The 25,661-nt window shown below is 70.2% G+C and carries 19 protein-coding genes; 14 read left to right on the top strand and 5 right to left on the bottom strand.

All coding sequences use genetic code 11. The features are described 5' to 3' along the window. The first annotated feature begins 12 nt into the window (after positions 1-12). Entirely contained in the window at positions 13-1,041 is a 1,029-nt protein-coding gene (locus ACQCSU_RS05900; RefSeq protein ID WP_426978800.1) for an SDR family NAD(P)-dependent oxidoreductase, read from the top strand. Positions 1,042-1,047: 6 nt separating this feature from the next. On the opposite strand, the gene ACQCSU_RS05895 is transcribed toward ACQCSU_RS05900, so the two are convergent. Then, a complete protein-coding gene (locus ACQCSU_RS05895; RefSeq protein WP_426978799.1) occupies positions 1,048-2,385 on the bottom strand; it encodes a glutamyl-tRNA reductase in 1,338 nt (445 codons plus the stop codon). Positions 2,386-2,543: 158 nt separating this feature from the next. On the opposite strand from ACQCSU_RS05895, the gene hemE reads away from it, so the two are divergent. The 10 genes from hemE (at position 2,544) to hemL (ending at position 13,700) form a co-directional block, all read left to right on the top strand. Further along, a complete protein-coding gene (hemE, locus tag ACQCSU_RS05890) occupies positions 2,544-3,680 on the top strand; it encodes a uroporphyrinogen decarboxylase (protein ID WP_426978798.1) in 1,137 nt (378 codons plus the stop codon). A gap of 5 nt (positions 3,681-3,685) precedes the next feature. Then, a complete protein-coding gene (gene hemG / locus ACQCSU_RS05885; protein ID WP_426978796.1) occupies positions 3,686-5,170 on the top strand; it encodes a protoporphyrinogen oxidase in 1,485 nt (494 codons plus the stop codon). A gap of 85 nt (positions 5,171-5,255) precedes the next feature. Then, on the top strand, positions 5,256-6,140 hold the full coding sequence (locus ACQCSU_RS05880; RefSeq protein WP_426978795.1) for a hypothetical protein: 885 nt from the start codon (positions 5,256-5,258) through the stop codon (positions 6,138-6,140). A gap of 112 nt (positions 6,141-6,252) precedes the next feature. Beyond that, positions 6,253-6,978 (top strand): hydrogen peroxide-dependent heme synthase, encoded by a 726-nt coding sequence (gene hemQ, locus ACQCSU_RS05875; protein ID WP_426978794.1) that lies wholly within the window; start codon positions 6,253-6,255, stop codon positions 6,976-6,978. Then, on the top strand, positions 6,975-8,261 hold the full coding sequence (locus ACQCSU_RS05870; protein ID WP_426978792.1) for a ferrochelatase: 1,287 nt from the start codon (positions 6,975-6,977) through the stop codon (positions 8,259-8,261). Before hemQ ends, ACQCSU_RS05870 begins: the two co-directional genes overlap by 4 nt. Next, positions 8,258-9,256, top strand: coding sequence for a hydroxymethylbilane synthase (gene hemC, locus ACQCSU_RS05865; RefSeq protein ID WP_426978791.1), 999 nt, complete (start codon positions 8,258-8,260; stop codon positions 9,254-9,256). Before ACQCSU_RS05870 ends, hemC begins: the two co-directional genes overlap by 4 nt. 20 nt (positions 9,257-9,276) lie before the next feature. Next, positions 9,277-10,251 (top strand): uroporphyrinogen-III synthase, encoded by a 975-nt coding sequence (locus tag ACQCSU_RS05860; protein ID WP_426978789.1) that lies wholly within the window; start codon positions 9,277-9,279, stop codon positions 10,249-10,251. Continuing rightward, on the top strand, positions 10,248-11,228 hold the full coding sequence (hemB, locus tag ACQCSU_RS05855; protein WP_426978788.1) for a porphobilinogen synthase: 981 nt from the start codon (positions 10,248-10,250) through the stop codon (positions 11,226-11,228). The genes ACQCSU_RS05860 and hemB overlap by 4 nt, the downstream gene beginning before the upstream one ends. Next, complete coding sequence (locus tag ACQCSU_RS05850) at positions 11,228-12,331, top strand: LLM class flavin-dependent oxidoreductase (RefSeq protein ID WP_426978786.1); 1,104 nt, start codon at positions 11,228-11,230, stop codon at positions 12,329-12,331. The genes hemB and ACQCSU_RS05850 overlap by 1 nt, the downstream gene beginning before the upstream one ends. 37 nt (positions 12,332-12,368) lie before the next feature. After that, positions 12,369-13,700 (top strand): glutamate-1-semialdehyde 2,1-aminomutase, encoded by a 1,332-nt coding sequence (gene hemL / locus ACQCSU_RS05845; protein ID WP_426978784.1) that lies wholly within the window; start codon positions 12,369-12,371, stop codon positions 13,698-13,700. 109 nt (positions 13,701-13,809) lie between these two features. On the opposite strand, the gene ACQCSU_RS05840 is transcribed toward hemL, so the two are convergent. The 4 genes from ACQCSU_RS05840 to ACQCSU_RS05825 form a co-directional block, all read right to left on the bottom strand. Then, positions 13,810-14,652 carry a MetQ/NlpA family ABC transporter substrate-binding protein gene (locus ACQCSU_RS05840; protein WP_426978783.1) on the bottom strand — a complete coding sequence of 281 codons (843 nt, stop codon included), beginning with the start codon at positions 14,650-14,652 and terminating at the stop codon, positions 13,810-13,812. Between the two features lie 111 nt (positions 14,653-14,763). Next, entirely contained in the window at positions 14,764-15,435 is a 672-nt protein-coding gene (locus tag ACQCSU_RS05835) for a methionine ABC transporter permease (protein WP_426978782.1), read from the bottom strand. Continuing rightward, positions 15,435-16,538: a methionine ABC transporter ATP-binding protein gene (locus ACQCSU_RS05830; protein WP_426978780.1), complete on the bottom strand. Its 1,104-nt coding sequence runs from the start codon at positions 16,536-16,538 to the stop codon at positions 15,435-15,437. The genes ACQCSU_RS05835 and ACQCSU_RS05830 overlap by 1 nt, the downstream gene beginning before the upstream one ends. A gap of 316 nt (positions 16,539-16,854) precedes the next feature. Further along, a complete protein-coding gene (locus ACQCSU_RS05825; RefSeq protein WP_426978779.1) occupies positions 16,855-17,565 on the bottom strand; it encodes a 3'-5' exonuclease in 711 nt (236 codons plus the stop codon). Positions 17,566-17,637: 72 nt separating this feature from the next. Here ACQCSU_RS05825 and ACQCSU_RS05820 point away from each other — a divergent pair, with 72 nt between their 5' ends. The 3 genes from ACQCSU_RS05820 (at position 17,638) to ACQCSU_RS05810 (ending at position 25,072) form a co-directional block, all read left to right on the top strand. Continuing rightward, a complete protein-coding gene (locus ACQCSU_RS05820) occupies positions 17,638-18,054 on the top strand; it encodes an MGMT family protein (RefSeq protein ID WP_426978777.1) in 417 nt (138 codons plus the stop codon). After that, positions 18,051-21,428, top strand: a complete 3,378-nt coding sequence (locus ACQCSU_RS05815) for an ATP-dependent helicase (protein WP_426978776.1) — start codon at positions 18,051-18,053, stop codon at positions 21,426-21,428. The genes ACQCSU_RS05820 and ACQCSU_RS05815 overlap by 4 nt, the downstream gene beginning before the upstream one ends. A gap of 110 nt (positions 21,429-21,538) precedes the next feature. Further along, positions 21,539-25,072, top strand: a complete 3,534-nt coding sequence (locus tag ACQCSU_RS05810; protein WP_426979728.1) for an ATP-dependent helicase — start codon at positions 21,539-21,541, stop codon at positions 25,070-25,072. The last annotated feature ends 589 nt before the right edge of the window (positions 25,073-25,661 follow it).

Genomic DNA, 25,661 nt, shown 5'->3' with positions numbered 1-25,661 from the left:
GAAAGGCATGACATGAGCGAAGAAAGCACCCGGACCCGTCAGCGCAAGATCGGCTCCGGCTTCGGCCGGGACTCGACGGCGGCCGAGGTCATTGCGGGCATCGATCTCTCCGGGAAGACCGCCATCGTCACCGGCGGGTACTCCGGGCTGGGCCTGGAGACCGTCCGGGCGCTGAGCTCCGCCGGTGCCAGGGTGATGGTGCCGGCACGGCGCCCGGAGCATGCCCGCGAGGTCCTGGACGCGGCCGGGTTGGCTGCCGGAACGGCTGAAGGGGAAGTAGGCGTGGCGGAGCTGGATCTCGCGGACCAGTCCAGCGTCAAGGAATTTGTTGGAACCTTCCTGGCGTCCGGCTTCCTGGCGGCCGGACGCGGGCTGGACATCCTGATCAACAACGCCGCCATCATGGCCAGCCCGGAACGCCGGGTGGGGCCCGGCTGGGAGTCGCAGTTCGCCACCAACCACCTGGGCCATTTTGCCCTCGCGAACCTGCTGTGGCCCGCGCTGGCCGCAGGCCCCGGCGCCCGGGTGGTTTCGCTGTCCTCGACGGGGCACAAGATCTCCCCGATCCGCTTCGATGACATCAACTTCGACACCGGCTATCACAAGTGGAAGGCGTACGGGCAGGCCAAGACGGCCAACTCGCTCTTCGCCGTGCAGCTTGACGAGCTCGGGCAGGACTCCGGCGTGCGGGCCTTCGCGGTGCATCCGGGCGGCATCATGACGGAGCTGCAGCGTCACCTCCCGCGCGAGGAAATGATCGCCTCCGGCTGGATGGACGAAGAGGGAAACGTCGACGCGCGGTTCAAATCACCGGAGCAGGGCGCCGCGACGTCCGTGTGGGCAGCAACCTCCCCGGCGCTCGAAGGCAAGGGCGGTGTGTACTGCGAGGACTGCGACGTCGCGGAACCCACGGAGTCCGGCTCCCCGGAGGCACGGATCAGGGGGGTGGACGCGCACGCCGTGGACCGGGCGGATGCGGCCCGGCTGTGGACGTTGTCGGCGGAGCTGACCGGAATCAACGCCTTCGGCCGGGGCCGTTAGCGCGAGCTACGCCGTTTCCCGCTTGCCTGCTGCCCCGGGCAGCTGGCTGTGGTCGACCGGGCACTCTGCTTCGGCCGCCCGGGCGGCGGGCTGCTCGACCGTGATGCCATAAAGCGCTTCGAGGCCCGCGACGTAATGTTCCTGCTGGCCGTTGGCGGCAAGCTCCCGGGCACGGACGGTGGGCACGTGCAGCAGCTGCTTGACCATCCGGCGCAGGGCGAACTCGACTTCCTCCGCCGCGGCAGTGCAGCCGTGGCGGGCACGGACCTTTTCCATTTCCGCCTCCAGGACGTTCATGGTGTGCCGGCGCAGCGCGACGATCGCGGAGTCCACAGAGCGTGCCTCACGCTCCTGCTCGAAGGCGCTGGCAGCGCCGGCGACTATGCTGCTCGCCTGCTCCAGCGACTCGGACTGTTCCTGCGGGGCGGCGAGGCGCACGGACTCCAGGGTGAGGAGCTCGACGCCGTCGAGCTCGCCCACGGCAGGATCGAAGTCGTGGGTGAGGGCGAGGTCGATGGCGATCAGCGGCTGCTGCGAGTCAGCCCGGACCCGGGCAAGATCCGGCGCTTCAACCCGGGTGTCCGAGCCGCTGCAGCCGATCATGACGTCCGCGGCCGCGACGGCGGCGGGGAGGCTTGCGCTGTCCAGGGCCGTGCCCCCGCGGGTGGCGACGAAGCCTGCCGCGCGGCCCGAGGACGAAAAGACGGAAACGTCCGTGCAGCCGCGTTCGCGCAGCAGCGACATGGTGGCACCGGCGTAGGCGCCGGTGCCGAAGACCACGGCCTTCTTGGTGGCCCAGTCCGGGTTTTCGGACAGCTCGGTGGCGAGGTCCAGGGCCACGGACACAATCGAGAGTCCCCGGGAGCCAAGCGCGGTCTGCGCGCCGACGTCCTTGGCGGTCTTGGAGGCAGCCTGGAAGAGCCGGACGAGGCCGGAGCTTGCCGTGCCCTCGTGCTGGGCGGTGATCAGGGCCCGGCGGACCTGGCCTGCGATCTCGCGCTCGCCCACGACGGCGGAGTCAAGGCCGGAGCTGACGGAGAACAGGTGCTGGCTGACTTCGGAGCCGGTCCGGGTGTTGAAGGAGCGGGAGACGAGCTGTTCGTTGAGTCCGGTGGAGCCGCTGATCTGGGAGATGAGGGCCGCGCGGGCTGCATCGACGTCGTCGGGACGGGGCGCCTCACCGTAGATTTCGAAGCGGTTGCACGTGGCAAGGACAATGGCACCCGCCACGGCCGGCGATCCGGCGAGGGCGGATGTGGCGAGCTCTGAAGCGCCGGTGCTCAGTTGAGCAACGGTCTCGAGGTCGATATCGGCGTGAGTCGCCACCAATGAAAAAAGAACCACAGCAGGTCAATCATAGCTTTTTCGCGTCCGCGTAGAACAACAATCACGCGTGGGACCGCGTATGCTGGCCTGTGATTCCCGCCACGGCGGCGCCCGCGCCGGCCCTGGTGACAGGCTGTCGTTATCTTTTGGGGCCGAATTTGGGCACAATCGAAGTCATGACTCCTAGCGCTGCGGCAACCGACGGCACCACCAGCACGTCTGAAATCGGCACGTCCACCCACGAGACCGGCGGCCTCGATGCCGGGCACCCGCTGATGGACGGCCGCACCGCCGACTCCCCGCTGATCACCGCCTACCGCGGCGGCAAGCCCTCCCGCCGCCCCGTCTGGTTCATGCGCCAGGCCGGCCGCTCGCTGCCCGAATATCTCAAGGTGCGCGAGGGCGTTGGCATGCTGGACTCCTGCCTGCGCCCCGAGCTCGCCGCCGAGATCACCCTGCAGCCGGTCCGCCGCCACGACGTCGATGCTGCCATCTTCTTCTCCGACATCGTGATTCCGCTCAAACTGGCCGGCGTCGGCGTGGACATCGTTCCCGGCGTGGGCCCGGTCCTGGACAAGCCGGTGCGGACCGCTGCGGACGTCGCCGCGCTCCCGCAGCTGACGTGGGAAGCCCTTGAGCCCATCCGGGAAGCCGTCCGGCTGACCGTGGCCCGGCTGGGCAGCACCCCGCTGATCGGCTTTGCGGGCGCTCCGTTCACCCTGGCGGCCTACATGGTGGAAGGCAAGCCCTCCCGCGACCACCTCGGCCCGCGCACCATGATGCACGCCGACCCTGAAACCTGGACCGCCCTGGCCAACTGGGCCGCGGACGCCTCCGGCATGTTCCTCCGGGCGCAGCTGGAAGCCGGCGCCTCCGCCGCGCAGCTCTTCGACTCCTGGGCCGGATCGCTGGGCCTGGCCGACTATCAACGCTTTGTTGCGCCGGCGTCGTCCCGCGCCCTGGACCATGTGCGGCACCTTGGGGCACCGCTGATCCACTTCGGCACCGGCACCTCGGAACTGCTCGTGGCCATGCGCGACGTCGGCGTCGACGTCGTGGGGGTGGACTACCGGCTGCCGCTGGACGAAGCCAACCGCCGCCTCGGCGGGACGGTGCCGCTGCAGGGCAACATCGACCCGGCGCTGCTCTCCGCGCCCTGGGACGTCCTTGAAGCCCACGTCCGCGAGGTGATCGCGGCCGGCGCCGCGGCCCCGGGCCACGTCATGAACCTCGGCCACGGCGTGCCGCCGGACACGGATCCGACGGTGCTGACGCGCGTCGTCGAACTGATCCACTCGATTTCCCCGGAGTAGACGCCATGGGCGCAGGCGCAGGCGCAGGCACAGACGCAGGCGCGGCTGCACCGGGCACCACCGCCGTGGTGGTGGGCGGCGGGATCTCCGGCCTGCTCGCCGCCCGTGAACTGGCCCGGGCCGGCGTGGACACCACCGTCCTGGAGGCCTCCGGGGACTGGGGCGGCTGCGTGGGCAGCCACGTCGTGGCCGGCCTGACCCTGGACAGCGGCGCCGAGTCCTTCGCCACCCGATCCTCCGCCGTGGCGGACCTCGCCGCCGAGCTGGGCCTCGCGGCCGACATTGTTCCGCCGAATCCCGGCGGCGCCTGGGTCCAGCTGCCTGACGGGCCACGGGAACTGCCGAAGACCGGAGTGCTGGGCATTCCGGCCAACCCCTGGGATCCGGAGGTCCGGCGGTCGCTGGGCCTGCTCGGTTCACTGCGGGCCTCAATGGATGCGCTGCTGCCCGCTTCGCTGGGCACAACCGCCGATGTCACCAGCGTATCGGCGCTGGTCCGGGCACGGATGGGCAGGCGCGTCCTGGACCGCCTCGTGGCGCCGGTCGTCGGCGGCGTCCACTCGGCCGATCCCGCGCTGTTGGACGTCGACATGGTGGCGCCGGGCCTGCGCGCCGGAATCCGCCGGCACGGCTCCCTCGCTGCCGCCGTGGCGGCCCAGCGCAGGGGAGGGGCTGCTCCCCAGAAAACAGGACCCCAGCAACCGGGGCTGCAGAAGGCGGGCTCCGCCGTCGCCGGGCTGCGGGGCGGGATGAACACGCTGGTTGCCGCGCTCGTGGCCGATCTGCGCCGTCGCGGCGTCACGCTGCTCAGCGCCACCCCGGCAGACGCCGTGGCGCGCACGCCGCACGGCTGGCACGTCACCTCAGGGGACACGGCGTACGACGCCGGGCTGCTGGTCGTCGCCGTGGAGGGCCCGGCCGCCGTCGGACTGCTCGCGGACACCCTGCCCGAGCTCGCCGCCCGACGCCCCGCCGCCGGACCGGACGTCAGCCTGGTCACCCTCGTGGTGGACCTGCCGGAACTCGACGCCGCGCCGCGCGGCACCGGCGTCCTCGTGGCGCCGCAGAGCCCCGGCATCCAGGCCAAGGCCCTCACGCATGCCACCGCGAAGTGGGGCTGGCTCGCCGAGCGGACCGGCCCCGGCACCCACGTCCTCCGGCTCTCCTACGGCCGACGCGGCACGCGGCACGGCGCGGCGAGCGCCCCGGAGCCGGAAACCGACGACGAGCTGTTCGAAGCGGCCCTGAAAGACGCCTCGGCCCTGCTCACTGTGCCCGTCACGGCCGGCGACGTCGTGGGCTGGGACGTGGTGCGCTGGTCCGGTGCCCTGCCCTTCGCATCCCTGGGGCACAAACGGCGCGTGGCTGAAGTCCGGGAGATCTGCGCGGCGGACGGCACCCTGGCCGTGGTGGGCGGCTGGCTGTCCGGCAACGGGCTTGCCGCGATAGTCGCCGACACGCCGAAACAGCTGCGCAGTCTACTGCCTTAAGCGGCGCTTCCGGCGGCGTTGAGCACGTTCACCGCACGTCCGTCAAAATTCCCCCGGAAGCTGATACCGGTTAGGGTCGATGACCATGGTTATACTCAGGTCCAACGTTTCCAAGACGCAGGCCGGTCACCATGGGGGACTTCGACGCGTCATGGCAACTGCCGCGCTCGGAACGGTGCTGGCTCTATCCGCAGGAGTTCCTGCCGCGCACGCCGCCGCCGGAGCCTCAATTTCTGTCCCGGTTTCAGCGCCGTCCGTGACGCCGGCGGGGCGCTCCCTTACCCTCGGTCTCGACGACCTCCTCGACGGCCTGCTCGGGTCCCCGCAGCCGACGCCGTCGCAGCAGCCGACATCGTCAGAACAGCCCACGTCTTCACCACAGCCGACGCCGACGAAGCACGCGTCACCCTCGCCGCAGCCTGAGCGCAGCGACGACCCTGACGACGCCGAGACGCCGAGCCAGTCGCCGGCCGCGCCGCGGCAGTCCCCGGCGCAGCCGGCAGCCCCCCAGGACCCTCCGGCCGGGACCCAGCCGGCCGCCCCGCAGCCCGCTGCCCCGGCCGCCGACGGCACGCCCGCTGCCCCGGCCGCCGACGGCACGCCCGCCGCCCAGCCGGGCAACGGCACGGCGGCAGGGCAGGGGCCGTCCTCCGGTGCCGACCAAGCCGCAGCCGGTGCCGACCAAGCCGCAGCCGGGGCTGAGGCTCCGGGGGCACCCGCCGCGTCCACCACCCCCGGAACGGCCGCGGAGCCGGCGCCCGCGGGTGCGGGCTCGTCGCCGGCGGCGGAGCCAGGCTCTTCGCCGGCAGCTTCGCGGCCCGGGGCCAAGGGCCACTCCGGCAGCACCTCGATGCAGGCAACCTCCGCCGTGGAGGAAGCCGGGCCGTCCCCGCTGCTCGGCTGGGGGATCTGCCTCGTCGCGCTGTCCGTGATCGCCGGCGTCGTCGTCGTGAGGATGCGCAGGGTCTGAGCCGTGCGCCACCGCCGGCCGAAATTCGAAAAACTGTGAATTCGAGCACTTCTACGCGTTGTAGAAGTTCTCTTTTTCGACTTCATTGCGGCGAAGGGGCAGACTGGTATCCATGAGCCACACTTCTGCCGAATCTGTCACTAAAACCGGATCAGTCACCGAAACAGCAACCGAAGAATCAGCCGAGCAGTTCTTTACGCTCTGGACGGTGTTCAAGCGCTCCGCCGACGTCCTGCGCAGCGGCGATGCTGCCGAGGATTTCGAGGCCCTCATCGGGCACCTCTCCGAGGCCGGCGTGGTCCACCGCGGCAGCTACGACGTCTCCGCGATGCGGGCGGACGCCGACGTCATGGTCTGGCTGCACGGTCCCCAGCCGGAGGCCCTCCAGCGGGCAGTCCGGGACATCCGGCGCAGCAAGCTGTTCGCCGGCACCGACATCGTCTGGTCCGCCATGGGCGTGCACCGCGAGGCTGAGTTCGCCAAGAGCCACACCCCCGCCTTCTCCCGCGGCGTCGAACCGGCGGAGTGGCTCTGCGTCTACCCCTTCGTCCGCTCCTACGAGTGGTACACGCTGCCGGACGCCGAACGGGGCGCCATGCTCCGCGACCACGGCATGCTGGGCCGCGACTTCCCGCAGGTCATCTCCAATACGGTCTCGTCCTTCGCCCTGGGTGACTGGGAATGGATCCTCGGACTGGAAGCGCCCGAGCTGGTGGACCTCGTGGATCTGATGCGCCACCTTCGGGCCACCGAAGCCCGCCACCATGTCCGGGAAGAAATCCCCTTCTACACCGGCCGCCGGGTCACCGCCGCCGAGATTGCCGAGGTCCTTGCATGAGCCCGCTGGATCCCTTGGAATCCGTCCTCGGGGTTACCGCCGTGAACACCGTCACCGAGGCCGGCCGGATGGCCCCCAAGGAGTACGACGCCGTGCTCCTCGCCTCCTTCGGCGGACCCGAAGGCCAGGAGGACGTCATCCCGTTCCTCCGCAATGTCACCCGCGGCCGCGGGATCCCGGACGAGCGGCTCGAAGAGGTCTCGCACCACTACCGGGCCAACGGCGGCATCAGCCCGATCAACCAGCAGAACCGCGAACTCAAGACCGGCATCGAAGCCGAACTTGCCGCCCGCGGGATCAAACTGCCGGTGTCCTGGGGCAACCGCAACTGGGATCCCTACCTCCCGCAGACCCTCCAGGACATGTTCGACGCCGGGCACCGCAAGATCCTCATGGTCACCACGAGTGCCTACTCCTGCTACTCCAGCTGCCGCCAGTACCGTGAGGACATCGGCATCGCATTGACCGAAACCGGACTCGACGGACAACTCGAGGTCGACAAGGTGCGCCAGTACTTCGACCACCCCGGTTTCGTGGAGCCCTTCATCGAGGGCACCGCTTCCGGCCTCGCCGACGTCCGCACCCAGCTCGCCGCGGCCGGCACCCCCGACGCACCGGTGCACATCCTGTTCGCGACGCACTCCATCCCCACCCGGGATGCCGAGGCCGCCGGGCGCTCCGAGGGCGAGCCCCGCCACTTCGACGAGGACTCCGCCTACATCGCGCAGCACCTGGCCTCCGGCAGCGAGGTCATCCGCCGGGTGGAGGCCGAGACGGGCCTCACCGCGCCGTGGTCCCTCGTCTACCAGTCCCGCTCCGGCGCCCCGCACATGCCGTGGCTCGAACCCGACATCAACGACGCCATCGAAGAACTCGCGGGCCAGGGAGTCAAGGGGATCGTGATCGTGCCGCTGGGCTTCGTCAGCGACCACATGGAGGTCGTCTGGGACCTGGACACGGAGGCGCTGGAGACCTGTGCCAAGCTCGGACTCGCCGCCACCCGCGTCGCCACCCCCGGGACGCACCGCAAGTTTGTCGCCGGGATCGTCGACCTGATCTGCGAGCGGACCGCCGCGAACAACATCGCCGAACGGCCGCACCTGACCAATCTCGGCCCCTGGTACGACGTCTGCCGCCCGGGCTGCTGCGCCAACTTCCGCGGCGAGAAACCGACGATCGCCGGAGCCGACACCACCGTCGGCACCGGCCACGACCCCTACCCGGCCGTATCCTCCGCCGCCGCCGGCAGCTCCGCTTCGGCAGCGGGCCAGGGCACCCCGTGACCGTCCGGATCGGCACCCGCGCCAGCAAACTGGCCCTCACCCAGACCCAGCAGACCGCGGACCAGCTGGCCGCCGTCGGCGGGTTCCCGGTGGAGCTGGTCCACATCCGGACCGAGGGCGACGTGCTCAAAGGCTCGCTGTCCCAGCTGGGCGGCACCGGCGTCTTTGTCGCCGCGCTGCGCGATGCCCTGCTGCAGGACAAATGCGACATTGCGGTGCATTCGCTCAAGGACCTCCCCACCGGTCCCGCCCTCGGACTGAGCCTCGCGGCCACGCCGAAACGCGCCGACGTCCGGGACGTGCTCTGCGCCCGCGACGGACTCACGCTCGCCGACCTGCCCGCCGGGGCCACTGTGGGCACCGGCTCCCCGCGCCGGGCAGCCCAGCTGCGCGCCGTGCGGCCGGACCTGGACATCCGGGACATCCGGGGCAACGTGGACACCCGCCTGGGCCGCGTTCCCGGTCTGCCGGGCAACACGAACGACGCCGTCGTGGACGGCAAGTCCTGCGACCTCGACGCCGTCGTGCTCGCCGCCGCCGGGCTGCACCGGATCGGCCGGCTGGACACGGTCAGCGAGTACCTCGAGACCGATGTCATGCTGCCTGCCGCGGGGCAGGGGGCGCTGGCGATCGAATGCCGCACCGCCGATGCGCCCCGCCGGGCCGGGTCCACCGAAGGGTCCCAGGGCGCGCTGGCGCAGGCCCTCGCAGCCCTCGACGATCCGGACACCCGCCTCGCCGTCACGGCCGAACGCGCGCTGCTGGCCCGGCTGGAGGCCGGGTGTGCCGCCCCGGTGGGCGCCTGCGCCTACCGCAAGGGCAGCATGCTGCATCTCGAAGCGGTGGTCTGCGCGGTTGACGGCACGGCAAGCATCCGCGACAAGAGGGCCACCGACGGTCTCACCGAGGTCGGGGCAACCCTGCTCGGGATCGAACTGGCGGAGGTCCTGCTGGCCCGCGGGGCCGCCGGCATCGCGGACCTGACCGCTTCCTGAACCGCGGAATCCATCAATTCATGGGACGGCACAGCGACCGCAACCACCCGGACATGCCACAAGACATGCCGGACGTGCCACAACACATGAGGGTGCCCGAGGGCGCCAGGGTTCTCGTCGCCCGCAGCCCTGACCGTGCCGGGGAACTTGTCGCGGCCCTGCGCAAGGTCGGCGCCGATCCGTTGCTGCTGCCCCTGATCGACTTCGAACAGGCCCGCGACCAGCATTCCCTCGATGTCGCCTTCGATGCCCTGGGGGCCGGCGCCTACAGCTGGCTCGTGGTCAGCAGCGTGACCGCCGTCCAGGCCCTCGAAGCCAAGGCGGCCGAACGGGGTGTGGATTTGGCCAGCTGGCTGCCCGGCAGCGTCCTGGTGGCCACAATCGGCCCGGCGACACGCCGTGTGCTTGAATCCCGCGGCATCAGCGTCGACCTTGCGCCCACGGGCCAGCAGTCCGGAACGGGCCTGCTCGACATCTGGCCCGAGAACCAGGGCAGCGTGCTCCTGCCCCAGACGGACATTGCCGACCCGCGGCTCCGCAGGGGCCTCGAAGCCCGCGGCGCCTCCGTCCAGGCCGTCACCGCCTACAACACCGTCGACTACCCGGCCGACCCGCGCCGCGGCCTGCCCTCCTACGAGCCGGCACTGCAGCAGCCGGCTGATCCACCAGGGCCGGACGCACCGGCGGCCGCCGTGCTCACCGCCGCCGAAGCGAAAGCCGAAATAGCCGCCGGCCACCTGCACGCCGTCGTTGCCGCCTCGCCCAGCGCCGCCCGCCGCATCCACACGGACCTCGCCCCGCTGGGCAGCTGCCGCTTCGTCGCCATCGGACGCTCGACGGCGGCCGAGGCAGAGTCCCTTGGGCTCGCCGTCGCCGCCGTCGCCGAGGAGCCGACCGCCTCCGGCCTGGTCGCCGCCGTCGTCCGGTCCCTGGACCCCCAGCCATCACCACCTCATCAGTCAGTCGCAGAGCCCTCAGCAAAGGACACCATATGAGCTTCCCGACCCACCGCCCACGCCGGCTCCGCACCACCCCGGCCATGCGCCGGCTGACGGCTGAACACCGCCTCTCAGCCGCGGAGCTCATCCTGCCCGCCTTCATCCGCGAAGGGCTCACCGAGCCGAACCCCATCGCCTCGATGCCCGGCGTGCAGCAGCACACCACCGATTCGCTCAAGCGTGCCGCGGCCGAGGCCGTTCAGCTGGGCGTCGGCGGCATCATGCTGTTCGGGATCCCCGCAGTCCGGGACGCCACCGGCACGGCCTCGCTGGACCCCGACGGCGTGCTGAACAAGGCCATCCGCGACGTCCGGGCCGAAGTCGGCGACGAGCTCGTCATCATGAGCGATGTCTGCCTCGACGAATTCACCGACCACGGCCACTGCGGCGTGCTCGATGCCAACGGCTACGTGGACAACGATGCAACCCTGGAGATCTACGGCCGGATGGCGATGGCGCAGGCGGAGGCCGGCGCCCACGTCCTGGGCCCCTCCGGCATGATGGACGGCCAGGTCGCCGTGATCCGGCAGGCGCTGGAGGAAGCCGGGCACGCCAACACCGCCGTCGTCGCGTACGCCGCGAAGTACGCCTCCGCGTTCTACGGTCCCTTCCGGGAGGCCGTCGACTCGCAGCTCAAGGGCGACCGCCGCACCTACCAGATGGACGCCGCCAACCGCCGCGAAGCGCTCCTCGAGGTCGAGCTGGACCTCGCCGAAGGCGCCGACATCGTGATGGTGAAGCCCGCCATGAGCTACCTGGACATCCTCGCCGACGTCGCCGCCATGAGCCCCGTTCCGGTCGCGGCGTACCAGATCTCCGGCGAGTACTCGATGATCGAGGCCGCCGCTGCCAACGGCTGGATCGACCGCCGGGCCGCGATCACCGAATCCGTGCTGGGCATCAAGCGCGCCGGGGCCAACATGGTGCTGACCTACTGGGCGAGCGAACTCGCCGGCTGGCTTAAGGAGTCCTGATGAGCACTCCGACTGACACGGCGTCCGGGGCGAACCCCACCGCCCCCGTAGGTCCGGGGCGCATCCTGCTGGGACTGAACAGCTTCGGCGACGTCGGGGTCTTTCCCGACGGGCACCCCGTCCCGCACGCCCAGGTGCTGCGCCAGCTGCTGGAACAGGCCGAGCTTGCGGACGAGACCGGGCTGCATGCCTTCGGCGTGGGCGAGCACCACCGCCGCGACTTCGCGGTCTCCGCGCCCGAGGTCTTCCTCGCCGCCGCGGCCGCCCGGACCAAGAACATCAGGCTCGGCTCGGCCGTGACCGTGCTCAGCTCCGATGACCCGATCCGGGTCTTCCAGCGCTTCGCCACCGTGGACGCCATCTCCAGCGGCCGGGCCGAGGTCATGCTGGGCCGCGGCTCCTTCATCGAGTCCTTCCCGCTGTTCGGCCTCGACCTGGCGGACTACGAGGTCCTGTTCGAGGAAAAGCTTGAGCTCTTCGACAAGGTCCGGGCGCAGGAACCCGTGCAGTGGGAGGGCCGCACCCGGCCCGCCATCAACGGGCTGAGTGTCTACCCGCCGCTGGAACACCATCTGCTGCCGGCCTGGATCGGCGTCGGCGGGACCCCGGAGTCGGTGCTGCGCTGCGCCGAGTACGGCTACCCGATCATCTTCGCCATCATCGGCGGCCAACCGCGGTCCTTCGCGCCCCTTGCCAACCTCTACCGCGAGGCGATGGCCAAGTACGGCCACCCGATGCAGCAGATGGCCACCCATTCACCGGGCCACGTTGCCGCCACCGACGAGGAAGCGCGGGAGGAGTTCTTCCCGCACTGGCTCCAGCAGCGGAACCGGATCGGCTCCGAGCGCGGCTGGGGCCCGGGCAACCGGGGCGAATTCGATGCGATGTGCACGCCGGAGGGCGCCCTGTACGTCGGGTCGCCGGAAACCGTCGCCGCGAAGATCGCCCTGCTCAAGAAGAACCTGGGCGTGGACCGCTTCGACCTCAAGTACAGCAACGGCACGCTGCCGCACGCCGCCATGATGCGGTCCATCGAACTGTTCGGCACCGAGGTGGCGCCCCGCGTGGCTGCCCTGCTCGCCGCGGCTTCCCCGGCCCGGTAAGAACAGCCCAGTGACAGCAACTGAAAGAATAGGAACCATGACTTCCAGCCACCCTCGCAATGAGGAACTCTTCGACCGCGCCCGCCAGCTGATGCCGGGCGGCGTCAACTCGCCCGTGCGCGCCTTCGGCTCCGTCGGCGGGACGCCGCGGTTCATGGTCTCCGCCAAGGGTCCGTACCTGACCGACGCCGACGGCGCCGAGTATGTGGACCTCGTCTGCTCCTGGGGCCCGGCGCTGCTGGGGCACGCCCACCCGGCCGTACTGGCGGCGGTGCACGCCGCCGTCGACCGCGGACTGTCCTTCGGCGCCTCGACGCCGGACGAGGCGAACCTCGCCGCGATCGTCAAGGAACGCGTCCCCGCCGCCGAGCGGGTCCGGATGGTGTCCACCGGCACCGAGGCGACCATGACCGCCGTCCGGCTGGCCCGCGGCTTCACCGGCCGCGACCTCATCATCAAGTTCGCCGGCTGCTACCACGGCCACCTTGACGGGCTCCTCGCGGCGGCCGGCTCCGGCGTCGCCACCCTGGCGCTCCCGGGTTCCGCCGGTGTCACGGCCGCGACCGCCGCGGAGACCCTCGTGCTGCCCTACAACGACCTCGACGCCGTCGAGGCCGCCTTCGCCAAGCACGGCGGGAACATTGCCGCCGTGATCACCGAGGCCGCGCCTGCGAACATGGGCGTCGTCACCCCGGCCGAGGGCTTCAACGCCGGCCTGTCCCGCATCACCAGCGAACACGGGGCCCTGCTGATCCTCGACGAGGTCCTGACCGGTTTCCGGACCGGCTACTCCGGCTACTGGGGCCTCACCGGCGGCGCGGCCGGCGCGGACCAGCCGTGGACCCCGGACCTGCTGACCTTCGGCAAGGTGATCGGCGGCGGCATGCCGACGGCGGCACTCGGCGGACGCGCGGACGTGATGGACTACCTCGCCCCGCTGGGCCCCGTCTACCAGGCGGGCACCCTCTCCGGTAACCCGGTGGCCATGGCCGCAGGGGTCGCAACCCTGACCCATGCAACCCCGGAGGTCTACTCCTTCGTGGACGCCCGCTCACTGGAGCTGTCCGCGGCGCTGTCCTCGGCGCTGGACGCGGCCGGCGTGGACCACTCGATCCAGCGCGCCGGGAACCTGTTCTCGGTGGCCTTCGGCACGTCCGCCCACGGGGTCCACAACTACGCCGATGCGCAGGGGCAGGAGGTCTTCCGGTACGCGCCGTTCTTCCACTCCATGCTGGACTCCGGCGTCTACCTGCCCCCGTCGGTCTTTGAGGCCTGGTTCCTCTCCGCGGCGCACGACGACGCCGCCATGAACCGGATCTTCGACGCCCTGCCCGCCGCCGCGAAGGCCGCGGCCTCAGCAAAGGCCTAGTCCCGAAGGGTGCAAAGACACCGCTGCCGGATCCGGCGTCGTTATTAACTACCTATGGCACCCGCCGCGGCGGGTGCCATAGGTGGTTAACGCTTCGGGGCCGACTTGCCTAGAAGGCCGCGGTCACGTCTCCGTTAGGCCATTCCTTCTCAATGAAGGCCTTGACCTCGGGGGAGTGCAGGAGCTCGTCGAGCTTCTTGACCCGGACGTCGTCCTTGGAGTCCTCGCGCCAGGCCAGGAAGTTGGCGTAGGGGTTGTTGTCCACGGATTCCACGGCCAGGGCGTTGTCGGTGCTGAGCCCGGCCTTGAGGATGAAGTTGCCGTTGATCATGGCCAGGTCCACGGAGGGATCCTTGAGATCGTTGATCAGCAGTTCCGGCTGGTTCTCGGAGAACTTCAGCTTCTTGGGGTTCTGCTCGTCCGTGAGCGTCAGCACGGAGGAGTCCTCTTTAATGTCCTTCACGAGGCCTGAGACCTGGAGGACCTTGAGGGCCCGGACCTGGTTGGACGGGTCGTTCGTGATGGCAACCTTGGCGCCATCCTGAATGTCCTTGATGTCCTTGACCTTTTCCGAGAAGGCGGCGTACGGCTCGATGTGGACGCCCTCGCCGTGGCCGAACTTGTAGCCCTTGGTCTTCACCTGGTCCTCGAACCACGGGAGGTGCTGGTAGTAGTTGGCGTCCAGGGAGCCGTCGCTCAGCGCGGTGTTGGGCGTCTGGTAATCCTCGATCTCCTTGATATCCAGCTTGAGGCCGGCCTTGGGAGCGAGTTCCTGGTTGACGAACTCCAGGATCTTCGCGTGCGGGACCGGGCTGGCTCCGACCTTGAGGGTGACGGGGTTGGCGGGGTCCAGGGTCTTGACCTCGGCGCTGGGGGTGGACGAACCACCGCAAGCCGTCAGCGCCAGGGCAGTGACAATGCCGGTGGCCAGAAGGGTGAGTGACTTACGCATCGGATGCGTTCCTTTCGAAATAGCCGGAATCACGACGTCGGCGCCGTGATCCGCGCAGATGCAGCGGGCGGCTACCCGCTGCAGGGGTGTTGGTCTATGGGAGAGGGCGGGTCAGCGGTGGTCGAGGCTGCGGGAGATCCGCTCGCCCACCAGCTGGATGATCTGGACCAGGACGACGATCAGCACGATGGTGACGAGCATGACCGTGACGTCGAAACGCTGGAAGCCGTAGTTGTAGGCCAGCTTGCCGAGGCCGCCGCCGCCCACAAGCCCGGCCATGGCGGAATAGCCGACGAGGGTGACCACCGTGGTGGTGGCCGCTGCGACGAGGGCCGGCAGGGATTCACGCAGCATCACCTTGCTGATGACCTGCATGTTCGTGGAGCCCATCACCTGGGCCGCGTCGATCTTGCCATGGTGCACATCGCGCAGGCAGGTCTCCACGAGCCGGGCGAAGAAGGGGATGGTGCCGATCGAGAGGGACACCGAAGCGGCGACCGGGCCGAGGCTGGTGCCGGTCAGGGCCCGGGCCAGCGGAATGAGGGCCACCATCAGAATGGCGAACGGGATGGACCGGGTGATGTTGACGATCACGTCGCTCAGGATCCTGTTGGTCACGGGCATCGGCCGGAGTCCGCCCGGAGCGGAGACATGCAGGAAGACGCCCAGCGGCAAGCCGATCAGCACGGTGAAGAAGGCGGAGATGCCGACCATCTGGAGGGTCTCCACGATCGCTTCGGGCAGGGCCTTGACCAGGACGGGGTTGCTGAAAATATCGTTCACTAGTTACCTCCCTCTTCCCCGCGGAGGAGAATAGCGTCCGGGTTCGCAGCGTCCGGCTTCTCAGCGTCCAGTGGCGCAGAATCCACAAAGTCAGGGTCTGCAGCCGGGGCGGGGGCCGAGCGCTTCGCGGCGATGCCGCGGTCGTGCAGGTAGCGCAGCACGGCGTCGAAGTCGGCGTTCGCTGCCAGCTGCACACGCAGGTGGCCGAACTGCTGACCGCCCAGCGTCTCGACACTGCCGGCCAGGACATTGATGTCCATGTCGAAGTGCCGTGCGACGCCCGTGAGCACGGGTTCCTTGGCACTGTCGCCGGAGAACAGGATCTCCAGCACCGGCCCGCCCTGCAGGGCGCCCGGGAGTGGCTCCGAGGGAGGCAGCGGAAGCAGCGCCCGTGCCAGCTTGCTGTCCAGGTCGCCGGCCACGTCCCGCAGCGGGCCGTGTTCGATGATCCGGCCGTGCGAGAGCAGTGACACCGATTCGCAGACGCGCTTTACGACGTTCATCTCGTGCGTGATGATCAGCACGGTCAACTGCAGGCGGCTGGTGAGCTCCTGGATCAGATCCAGGATCTCATTCGTCGTCGCGGGGTCCAGGGCGGAGGTGGGCTCGTCACACAGCAGTACATCGGGGTCCGAGGCCAAGGCGCGGGCGATGCCGACGCGCTGGCGCTGGCCGCCGGAAAGCTGCGAGGGATAGGCGTCCTCGAAGCCCTCCAGGCCCACGAGCTTCAGGAGTTCCGCGACCCGGCTCCGGACCTTGTCCTTCGGGGTCTTCACGAGTTCGAGCGGATGGGCCACGTTACCGGCCGCGGTCCTGGAGTCCATCAGGTTGGCGTGCTGGAACACCATGCCGATGCGGCGGCGGGCAGCACGGATTTCCGAGTCCCTGACAGAGCTGAGTTCGGTCCCGTCGATACTGACGGAGCCGGACGTCGGACGGTCCAGCAGGGTCAGGCAGCGCACTAGGGTGGACTTGCCGGCACCGGAATGCCCGATGATGCCGTGGATGGACCCCTTCGGCACCGAAAGCGTGACGCCGTCGAGGGCCACCACTTCCTTCTTGCCCTGCCGGTAGACCTTTCGAAGGTCGGTAACTGTGATCATTGATCCTCTGGCGTTGGGGATTGGCGTTCGGGGATTGGGGATTGGGCGCGGCATAACACAGCTCGGTTCTGAACTAAATTATGTCAGCGGTGCCATTTCGCATCCACTTTCGCAGGAAGTTCACTGCAAGGCCCAGATCAATGTGGAATGTGCGGCCTTCCAGGCTTGCTTGCGGCCGTAGCACCCTCCGGGCCGGGGCCGGAGGAATCCCCGCCCGGCTATCTTTGCCGGGCAGCGCCGTATTGGGCCTGTGATCTCCGTCCCAGCGTGCGCAGCGTGCCGGCGCTGGAAGGCCGCTGACGGGTGGGAGTCCCGGTCAGAAGTCGCCGCGGCTGGCGTCTTCGGGCGGCAGCACCGGCCAGTCGCCCTCGATCACGGCGGCAGGCTTGGTCTTGCGCAGGTACGTCTGGAAGTCCGCGGCCTGGGCGGAGGCCCACTCGACCTGGAGCTGGTGCAGGTGGCTGGCCGGCATCCTGAGCTTGGGGAACTTTCCGGCCATGGCGTCGAGCATGCGCAGGGTCGCGAACGCGTCCGCCGCGGAAGTGTGTGCGTTTTCCAGGCTGACGCCGTACTCCTCGCACAGTGCGGTCAGCGTGCGCTTGCCCTTGCGGTACCGGTCCACCTGCTTGTTCATGATGTACGGGTCCAGCACCGGGAAGCGGCTCAGCTGCGGGACGCCGTAGCGGGCAGATTCCGCGGCGAGCACGGTGAAGTCGTAGCTGGCGTTGAATGCGATGACCGGCACCCCGGTGTCGAACAGCTCCTGAAGCACGGCGGCGAGCTCCCGTGTCACGTCCGCGGCGGGACGGCCTTCGCTGCGGGCTTTTTCGGTGGTGACGCCGTGGATGTCGCTGGCCTCGGCCGGAATCTCCACGCCGGGATCCGCGAGCCACTCATGCTCCTCGATGATCCCGCCGTCGGAATCCACGACGGTGACCGACGCCGTCACGATCCGGGCAGCGCGGGAGTCCCTGCCGGTGGTTTCCAGATCAAAGGCTGCGCGGGGGAGGGTGTTCCAGGTGCTCATGCCATAACGCTACCTGCTGCCCCCGACAGTAATGCGCCAACCCCGGCCGGGCCGCGACGGTAGCCTTGAGTCATGCGGATGGAGTATGCGGAGGCGGTGCTGGACGTGGTGGCATTGATTCCTGCAGGTGCGGCGGTGGCCTATGGCGACGTCGCCGAGCTCCTGGGATCCGGCGGCGCCCGGCAGATCGGCGCCGTCATGAGCCACCACGGCAGTTCGGTCCCCTGGTGGCGCGTCCTGAAGGCCAGCGGTGACGCCCCGCCGGGACATGAGCGCGAGGCCTTGACGCTGTACCTGCTGGAAGGAACTCCGCTGCTGGGAAACTACGCGGAATATCTTCGCACCGGTGGGGGACGCTGGCGGGTGGACCTCCAGTCCGCCCGCTGGACGCCGTCCGACGCCGAGTTCGACCGGATCGACGCCATCGCCGAGCGGCTGGAACGCTCCTTGCACAAACTGTCGGCCCCCGATGATGAAATGACTGCGTGAGCACTCCCAGCCCCCATCAAACAACCAGCCAAACAACCGGCCTCCGTCTCCTCCCGCCGCGCAAGCAGCACAGCGCCGTCCCGGTGCTCTCGCCGGACCAGCTCGCCGCCGTCGAGGTCCCGCACGGTTCCGGGCCCGTCCTCGTCCCGGGCGCGCCGGGGACGGGCAAATCCACGGTGCTGGTGGAGGCCGCCGTCCGCCGGGCACAGCGCGACGGCTTGGACCCGGAACGGATGCTCATCCTGGCACCCGGACGGCTCGCCGCCGATTCGCTCCGGGACCAGTTCACCGCACGGCTGGACCGGAGCCTGAGTACGACGCCGGCCCGCACCTGGGCGTCGTACGCTTTCGACCTGATCCGGCGCGCCAAGGCCGAGGGCATCCTGCCGCTGCCGCGGCCGCCGAAGCTGCTCTCCGGCCCGGAACAGGACCTGATCATCAAGGAACTGCTCGAAGGCCACGCGCAGCCGGGGCTCGAGCTGCCCTGGCCGGAGGACCTTGGGGCCGCCCTGCAGACCCGGGGGTTCCGGCAGGAAGTCCGCCAGCTTTTTGACCGGATCATCGAATCCGGCCGGACGCCCGAGGACCTCGTGGTCCTGGCCCGCCGCTGCCATCGGCCCGACTGGATCGCCGCGGCCGGACTGTACGCCGAGTACCGCGACGTCCTGGACCTGCGCATGCCCGAAGCCTTCGACCCTGCCGGCATCATCACGGCCGCCCGCCAGATCTTCCAGGACGCCCCGGACTTCCTGGCCGCCGAACGCGACCGGCTCCAGCTGGTCCTGGTGGACGATATCCAGGAAGCGAACCCTGCCGTGTTCGAACTGCTCGCGGACATCGCCGCGGGCAAGGACGCCCTCGTCACCTCATCCCCGGACACGGTGGTCCAGGGCTTCCGCGGCGCCCGCCCGGACCTCGTGGCCGAACTGCCACACCTGCTCGCCCCCGCCGGCGGCACGGTCCTCGAGCGCCCGCTCTGGACGGCGCACCGTCACACTTCGGCCGTGGCGGAAGCCTGGCTTTCGGTGGCCGGGCGCATCTCCCGCCGCGCCGGCGGTCAGACGGCGCGCCGGCTCGAACAGCCGCGCCGGGAAGCCCCCGCAGGTGCGGACGGTATCGCTGCCGACGGCGCGGCCGCCGGCAGCCCGGAAAATAGCAGTGCCGGCAGCGTCGAGGCGCACCTGCTGCCGTCCCCGGTGCACGAACTGCGCTACGTGGCGCAGCGGATCCTCGAAGCGCAGCTTAACGACGGCCGGGAACTGGGCGAGATCGCCGTGATCGTCCGCAACGGCGGCCAGCTCAGCCACCTGCAGCGCTACCTCGCCGGCCAGGGCATCCCGGTCCGGATTCCGGTGGCCGAATCCGCCGTGCGCGACGAAGTCGCGGTCCGGCCCCTGCTCGATGCCTACGCCGTCGTGCTGGACCCCGCCACGCTGACGCCCGAGGCGGCGGTATCGCTCCTGACGTCGCGGATCGGCGGCGCCACCTCGATCGAGCTGCGCAGGCTGCGCCAATCGTTGCGGCGCGAGGAAATCCTCGGCGGTGGCGGGCGCACCAGTGACGCGCTCCTGGTCGAGGCCCTGCTGGAGCCGGGGGCGCTGGCCACGCTCGGCATCGAGGGGCACTCCGCGCGCCGGATCGCGCGGATGATCCTGGCCGGACGGGAAGCCTCCCGGGCGCCCGGCGGCAACGCCGAAACCGTGCTCTGGGCCCTCTGGAACTCCACCGGGCTCGCTTCGCGCTGGACCGAGGCGGCCCTGGCCGGCGGCGCCGCCGGAGCCCGCGCGGACCGCGACCTCGATGCCATGATGGCCTTGTTCCACACGGCCGAGCGCTTCGTGGACCAGCTTCCGGGATCCGGCCCCGAGCAGTTCCTGGAGTACCTGCTCAGCCAGGAACTGCCCATGGACACCCTGGCCGCGCGGGCGCAGCTGGAGGACGCCGTGGAACTCATGACCCCCGCCAGCGCCGCCGGACGGGAATGGCCGGTCGTGATCGTCCCGGGACTGCAGGAGGGCGTGTGGCCAAACACGCGGCTCCGTGGCGAACTGCTCGGAAGCACCCTGTTCGCGGACGCCGTCGAACACGGAGTGGAGTACGCCCTGCAGCTGGACCCGCTCAGCCGGCTGCGGGAAATCCGCTACGACGAGCTCCGGAGCTTCTCCACCGCCGTGTCGCGGGCCCGGCAGGTGCTGATCTGCACCGCCGTCTCCTCCGAGGACGAGCAGCCCTCCTCATTCCTGGACTACGTCGTACCCCTGCACCCGGACCAGGACCGGCGCGGCTTCACCCCGGTGGAACGGCCCCTGACCCTGCGCGCCCTCGTGGCCGAACTGCGCCAGTATGCCCAGCTGGATGCGCCCGAGGCAGCCGAGGCGAGTTCGGTGCTGGGCGCCCTGGCCGCCGCAGAACCTCCCGTGCCCGGGGCGCATCCCGGAACCTGGTGGGGCCTGGCGCCGCTGTCCTCGGATGAGCCTGTGGTTCCGCCGGGAGGCACCGTCTACGTCTCACCCTCGAAGGTTGAAACCGTGCAGAAATCGCCCCTGGACTGGTTCGTCCAGGCCGCGGGCGGAGAGGCAGCCACCGATTTTGCCCGCAGCCTGGGAACCCTGGTGCACGCCATCGCCCAGGACTTTCCGGACGCCTCCGGCAGCGAATACGTGGCCGAACTCGTGCGCCGCTGGCCGGCACTGGGGATGAAGGATAACTGGGAAGGCAAGCTGGACTTCCAGCGCGCCGAGTCCATGGTCCGGAAGCTGGCACAATACGTGTTGCTCATGCGCAGCGAGGGCCGCAGCCTGGTCGGCGTCGAGCAGGACTTCGAGGTGAAGCTCCCCGACGTTGCGCCACAGGCCCCGCCCGGCGTCGCCGGAAGCGGGGGCGCTGGCGCTGGCGCTGGCGCCGCCAGCGACCCCAACGGCGAGCCGTGGCCGGCCCGTCCGGCCGTGTTGCGCGGGCAGGTCGACCGGCTGGAGATCGACGCCGAGGGGCGGCTGGTGATCGTGGACCTCAAGACCGGCAAGCGGCAGCCGGGGAAAGCCGAGCTCGACCGCCACCCGCAGCTCGGCGCCTACCAGGCGGCCGTACTCGCCGGAGGTTTTGCCGGCCCCGACGACGGTCCGCCGCCGCTGCCGGGCGGCGCCGTCCTGGCCCAGCTCGGGACCGCCACCAAGAGCCCCGGGGTCCAGGCCCAGAAGGCGCTGGACCCGGCCGAGAACTGGGCGCTGGACATGGTCAGCGGCGCCGCCCGGGTGATGTCCGGCAACACCTTCGAGGCCCGCCACGACCCCGCCAAGGGCGGCCACGGCGGCCACGGCTGCCGGCTGCCCGAGGTCTGTCCACTGTGCGCGCGAGGAAAGCAGGTTACCGAATGACCGCCCAAGCAACACCGGCACCGCGCCCGGCGGCGCCTCCCGGGGCCCTTCCCGTCCCTCTTCCCGTCCCTCTGCCCGTCCCCAGGTTCAGCCCCGAGGAACTGTCCGCAATGCTGGGGGAGAAGAACAGCCCCACCCAGGAACAGTCCCTGATCGTTTCTTCGCCCTTATCGCCCCGGCTCGTGATCGCCGGAGCCGGCTCCGGAAAAACGGCAACCATGGCCGACCGGGTGGTGTGGCTCGTCGCCAACGGCTGGGTCCGGCCCGAGGAAGTGCTCGGCGTGACCTTCACCCGGAAGGCCGCCGGGGAGCTCGCCACCCGCATCCGCGCCAAGCTGGCCGCGCTGGCGCGCATCGCCGCGGCGGACGCAGGGAACCAGGTCTTTCCGGCCGGGCTGCTGAGCACGGATGCACTCGAGCCCAAGGTCTCCACCTATCACTCCTACGCGAGCGGGATCGTGTCCGACTACGGCCTCCGGCTCGGCGTGGAACGCGATGTTGTGCTGCTCGGCGGTGCCCAGTCCTTCCAGCTCGCCAGCGAGGTCGTGGAAGCGTTCGACGGCGATTACGAGCACTTCCGCTCCGCCAAGTCCACCCTGGTCAAGGCGGTCATCCAGCTCGCCGGGGAATGCGCGGAGCACCTCCAGGACCCGGCCGGGGTCCGTGGCTGGCTGCTTGAGCGGGTCGCCGAGTTCGAGGCCCTGCCCTACCTGGCCACTGCCAGGAAGAACCCCAGCCAGGCTGCGGGTGAGCTCAGCGCCCTGCTCCGCACCCGGGCCAGCGTCGCGGACATGGTTGGCCGCTACACGGACGCCAAGCGCGCCCGGGGCGCCCTGGACTTCGGCGACCTCGTGGCCCTCGCGGCGCGGGTGGCCAACGAAATCCCGGTCGCCGCGGAAACCGAACGCCAGCGCTACAAGGTGGTGCTCCTGGACGAGTTCCAGGACACATCCCACGCCCAGCTGGTGCTCTTCTCCCGGCTCTTCGGCGAGGGCCACGCCGTCACCGCGGTGGGGGACCCGAACCAGTCCATCTACGGCTTCCGCGGTGCCTCCGCCGGCCAGCTCTTCCACTTCGTCCGCGAATTCCCGGCGCGGCTCGCCTCCGATGACGGCGCTGCCGACGAAGGGGCCGCAGCGGCTGCCGCCGCTCCCCGCTTTGCCGTCGCCCCGACGTCGTACCTGACCACCGCGTGGCGCAACGGCCGGAACATCCTCTCCGCCGCCAACGTCATCTCCGCCCCGCTCAGCAAGGCCGCGGCCAACAGCGGTGCCGCCGGTGCACGGGAAACGGCCGAAACCGTGGAAGTGCCGCCCCTTCAGCCGAGCCCGGCCGCGGTCCAGGGCCGGGTCGTGATGGGCCGCTTTGCCACCGACGAGGACGAGGCCGCGGCCATCGCCGGCGACGTGCTGAAGTTCCGGGTGACGGACTTCAACCCGACCCCGTCGACGGACCCCGAGCCTCCCGCGATGGCGGTGCTGTGCCGGCGACGGGCCCAGATGGAATGCATCCGCCGCGAATTCGAGCTGCGCGGCATTCCGTACGAGATCGTCGGCCTCGGCGGGCTGCTGGATACCCCCGAAATTGTGGACCTGGTCGCGACGCTCCGGGTCCTCGCCGATCCCGGCCGCTCCGACTCCCTGATGCGTTTGTTGGCCGGAGCGCGCTGGCGGATCGGGCCGGCCGACCTGATGGCCTTCCGGGACTGGTCCAGCTTCCTCGCCCGGCGCCGGGGACGCCCGGGCGGCTCAGAGGCCGGCGACGCCGACGCGGACGCCGACACGGACGCCGATGCCGGTTCCGAGGGAGCGGTGATCGAGGGCGACCTCACGGACGCCGCCAGCCTGGTCGAAGCGCTGGACTGGCTGCCGCGCGACGGCTGGGTTTCCCGGCACGGCCGCGCGCTCAGCACCGCGGCCCGGGAACGGCTCCACCGGCTCTCTCTGGAACTCCGCCAGCTGCGCGGGTTCATGGGCGACGACCTCACCACGCTGCTCGGCGAGGTGGAGCGGGCGACGCTCCTGGATATCGAGGTGGCTGCCCGGCCGGGGATCAGTATCCATCAGGCCCGGAGGAACCTGGACGCCTTCCAGGACGCCGCGGCCGGATTCCTGCACACCTCCCAGCGGGTCGGCGTGCTGGCCTTCCTCGCCTGGCTGGAGGCCGCAGCCGCCGAGGAAAACGGCCTCGACGCCGCCGCACCGGAAGTGAATCACGAGGCCGTGCAGCTGCTGACCGTGCATGCGTCCAAGGGCCTGGAATGGGATGTCGTGTTCGTGCCCGGACTCAATGCGGGCGCCTTCCCCAGCAGCCGGGACTCGCGCTGGAGCAGCGGCAGCGCCGCCCTGCCCTGGCCGCTGCGCGGGGACCGTGCGGACCTGCCGCAATGGGATCTGGAGCAACCGGACCAGAAGGGCTGGCTCGACGCCGAAAAAGAGTTCAAGTCTGCTGTCCAGGTGCACGGCGAGGCCGAGGAACGGCGCCTGGCCTACGTGGCATACACCCGGGCGAAACACGTCCTCTGGGTCTCCAGTGCCGCCTGGGTAGGCTCCCGGGCGGGCATGGCGGAGATGTCCCCCTTCCTGGCGGAACTCGAGGTTCTCTCCGCCGGAGGGGGCGCCGAGATCCATCCCCTGTCCGTCGGCGAGGAATCGCTGCCGGAGGAGAGCCCGCTGACCTCGGAGCTGGAGTTGGCGGCGTGGCCCTACGACCCCCTCGAGGGTCCGATCGACCCGCGTACCGGCTCCCGGCTGCGGCTCGTCGCCGGGCGCCGGGCGTCGATGGAATCAGCTGCGGCGCGGGTGCTGCAGTCGCTGGACTCCGAGATCCTGAATGCCGCTGCTGACTTGGCCTTGCATGCCCCACGCCCGGCCCTCCCAGCCGGCGGGGAACACCGGCGTCCGCTGCGCGGCCCTGCTGCCGGCTGGGCCCGCGAGGCCGCGACGTTGCTGGAACGCCGCTCCCGGCGCACCGCCGTGCAGGATGTCCACCTTCCGGGTCACATCTCCGCGTCGACCCTGGTGGATCTGGAGGACGACGCCGGCTCCGTCGTCGCACGCCTGCGGCGGCCGGTTCCCCGGGAGCCGGGGATGTCCGCGCGCAAAGGCACGGCCTTCCACGCCTGGGTTGAGGAATACTTCGGCGCCGCCGGCATGCTCGACCTCGGCGAGGCAGCCGGCTCGGATGACCATATCGACGAGGCCTACGGGCTGGACACCATGGTGGAGACGTTCCGCCAGTCGGAGTGGGCCCACCGTGCCCCGGCCTATGTCGAGGTTCCCGTCGAGACACGCATCGGGGACGTCGTGGTGCGTGGCCGGATCGACGCCGTTTTCCGGGACGCCGACGGCGGCTGGGACCTCGTGGACTGGAAAACCGGCCGCCGGCCCTCCGCGGCCCAGCTGAAAGTCAAGGCCGTCCAGCTCGCCGTCTACCGGCTGGCCTGGTCCCGGCTCAAGGGTGTTCCGCTGGACGAAGTGCGCGCCGCGTTCTACTACGTGGCAGACAACCAAGTGGTCCGGCCGCACGATCTGGGGTCAGCGGAACGGCTTGAGGAGATCGTGGCCGCAGCCCTGGGGCAGGGCAAGCGGAGACAGAGCTCCACGTCAGGAGGCGCCCCAGCGGGTCCGGACCGCCACGGCTAGTGCGCATTTTCGTTAGTTCGTCGGGCGTCGGGCCACTTCCCCGGGAGGACATGTCCAGTCTTCGCCCCGGGGACAGGGCATGACCGGAATATGTCCATGCGCCGGCCCGGCGCGGGGCATGTCCTGACCCGGGGGCACGTGCGGTGGCTCCACTGGGGGCGTCGGGCCACTTCCCCGGGAGGACATGTCCAGTCTTCGCCCCGGGGACAGGGCATGACCGGAATATGTCCATACGCCGGCCCCGGCGCGGGGCATGTCCTGTCCGGTGGTCATTTTCGCTGAGGTCGTCGGGGTCAGGCTGCCGGTGCGTGCTCGTGGCTGCTCAGGCGTAGCAGCTAGTGGTTGAGGCCGGTGGTGTATTCCGGTCGACCGGCCGGCTGGTCGAGGTCCTTGAAACCGCCGCCGGTGATGGCCTGGCGCGACACCGCCTGCGGCCTCTACCTCAACGACCCCAGCGCCTGGACCTAACCCCCGACGAACCAACGAAAATGCCCACTAGTGCGACTTCGCCTCAACGACCGTCAGCGCGGTGGCCGAGACGTCCTCGTCGGGCGCGGGCGACCCGACGACGCCGATCGACTGCGTTGAG

The sequence above is a fragment of the Pseudarthrobacter sp. O4 genome (assembly GCF_050157025.1).
Lineage (GTDB): Bacteria > Actinomycetota > Actinomycetes > Actinomycetales > Micrococcaceae > Arthrobacter.
The sequence above is the reverse complement of the archived record's forward strand: the minus strand, read 5'-3'. Positions and strand labels throughout refer to the sequence as shown.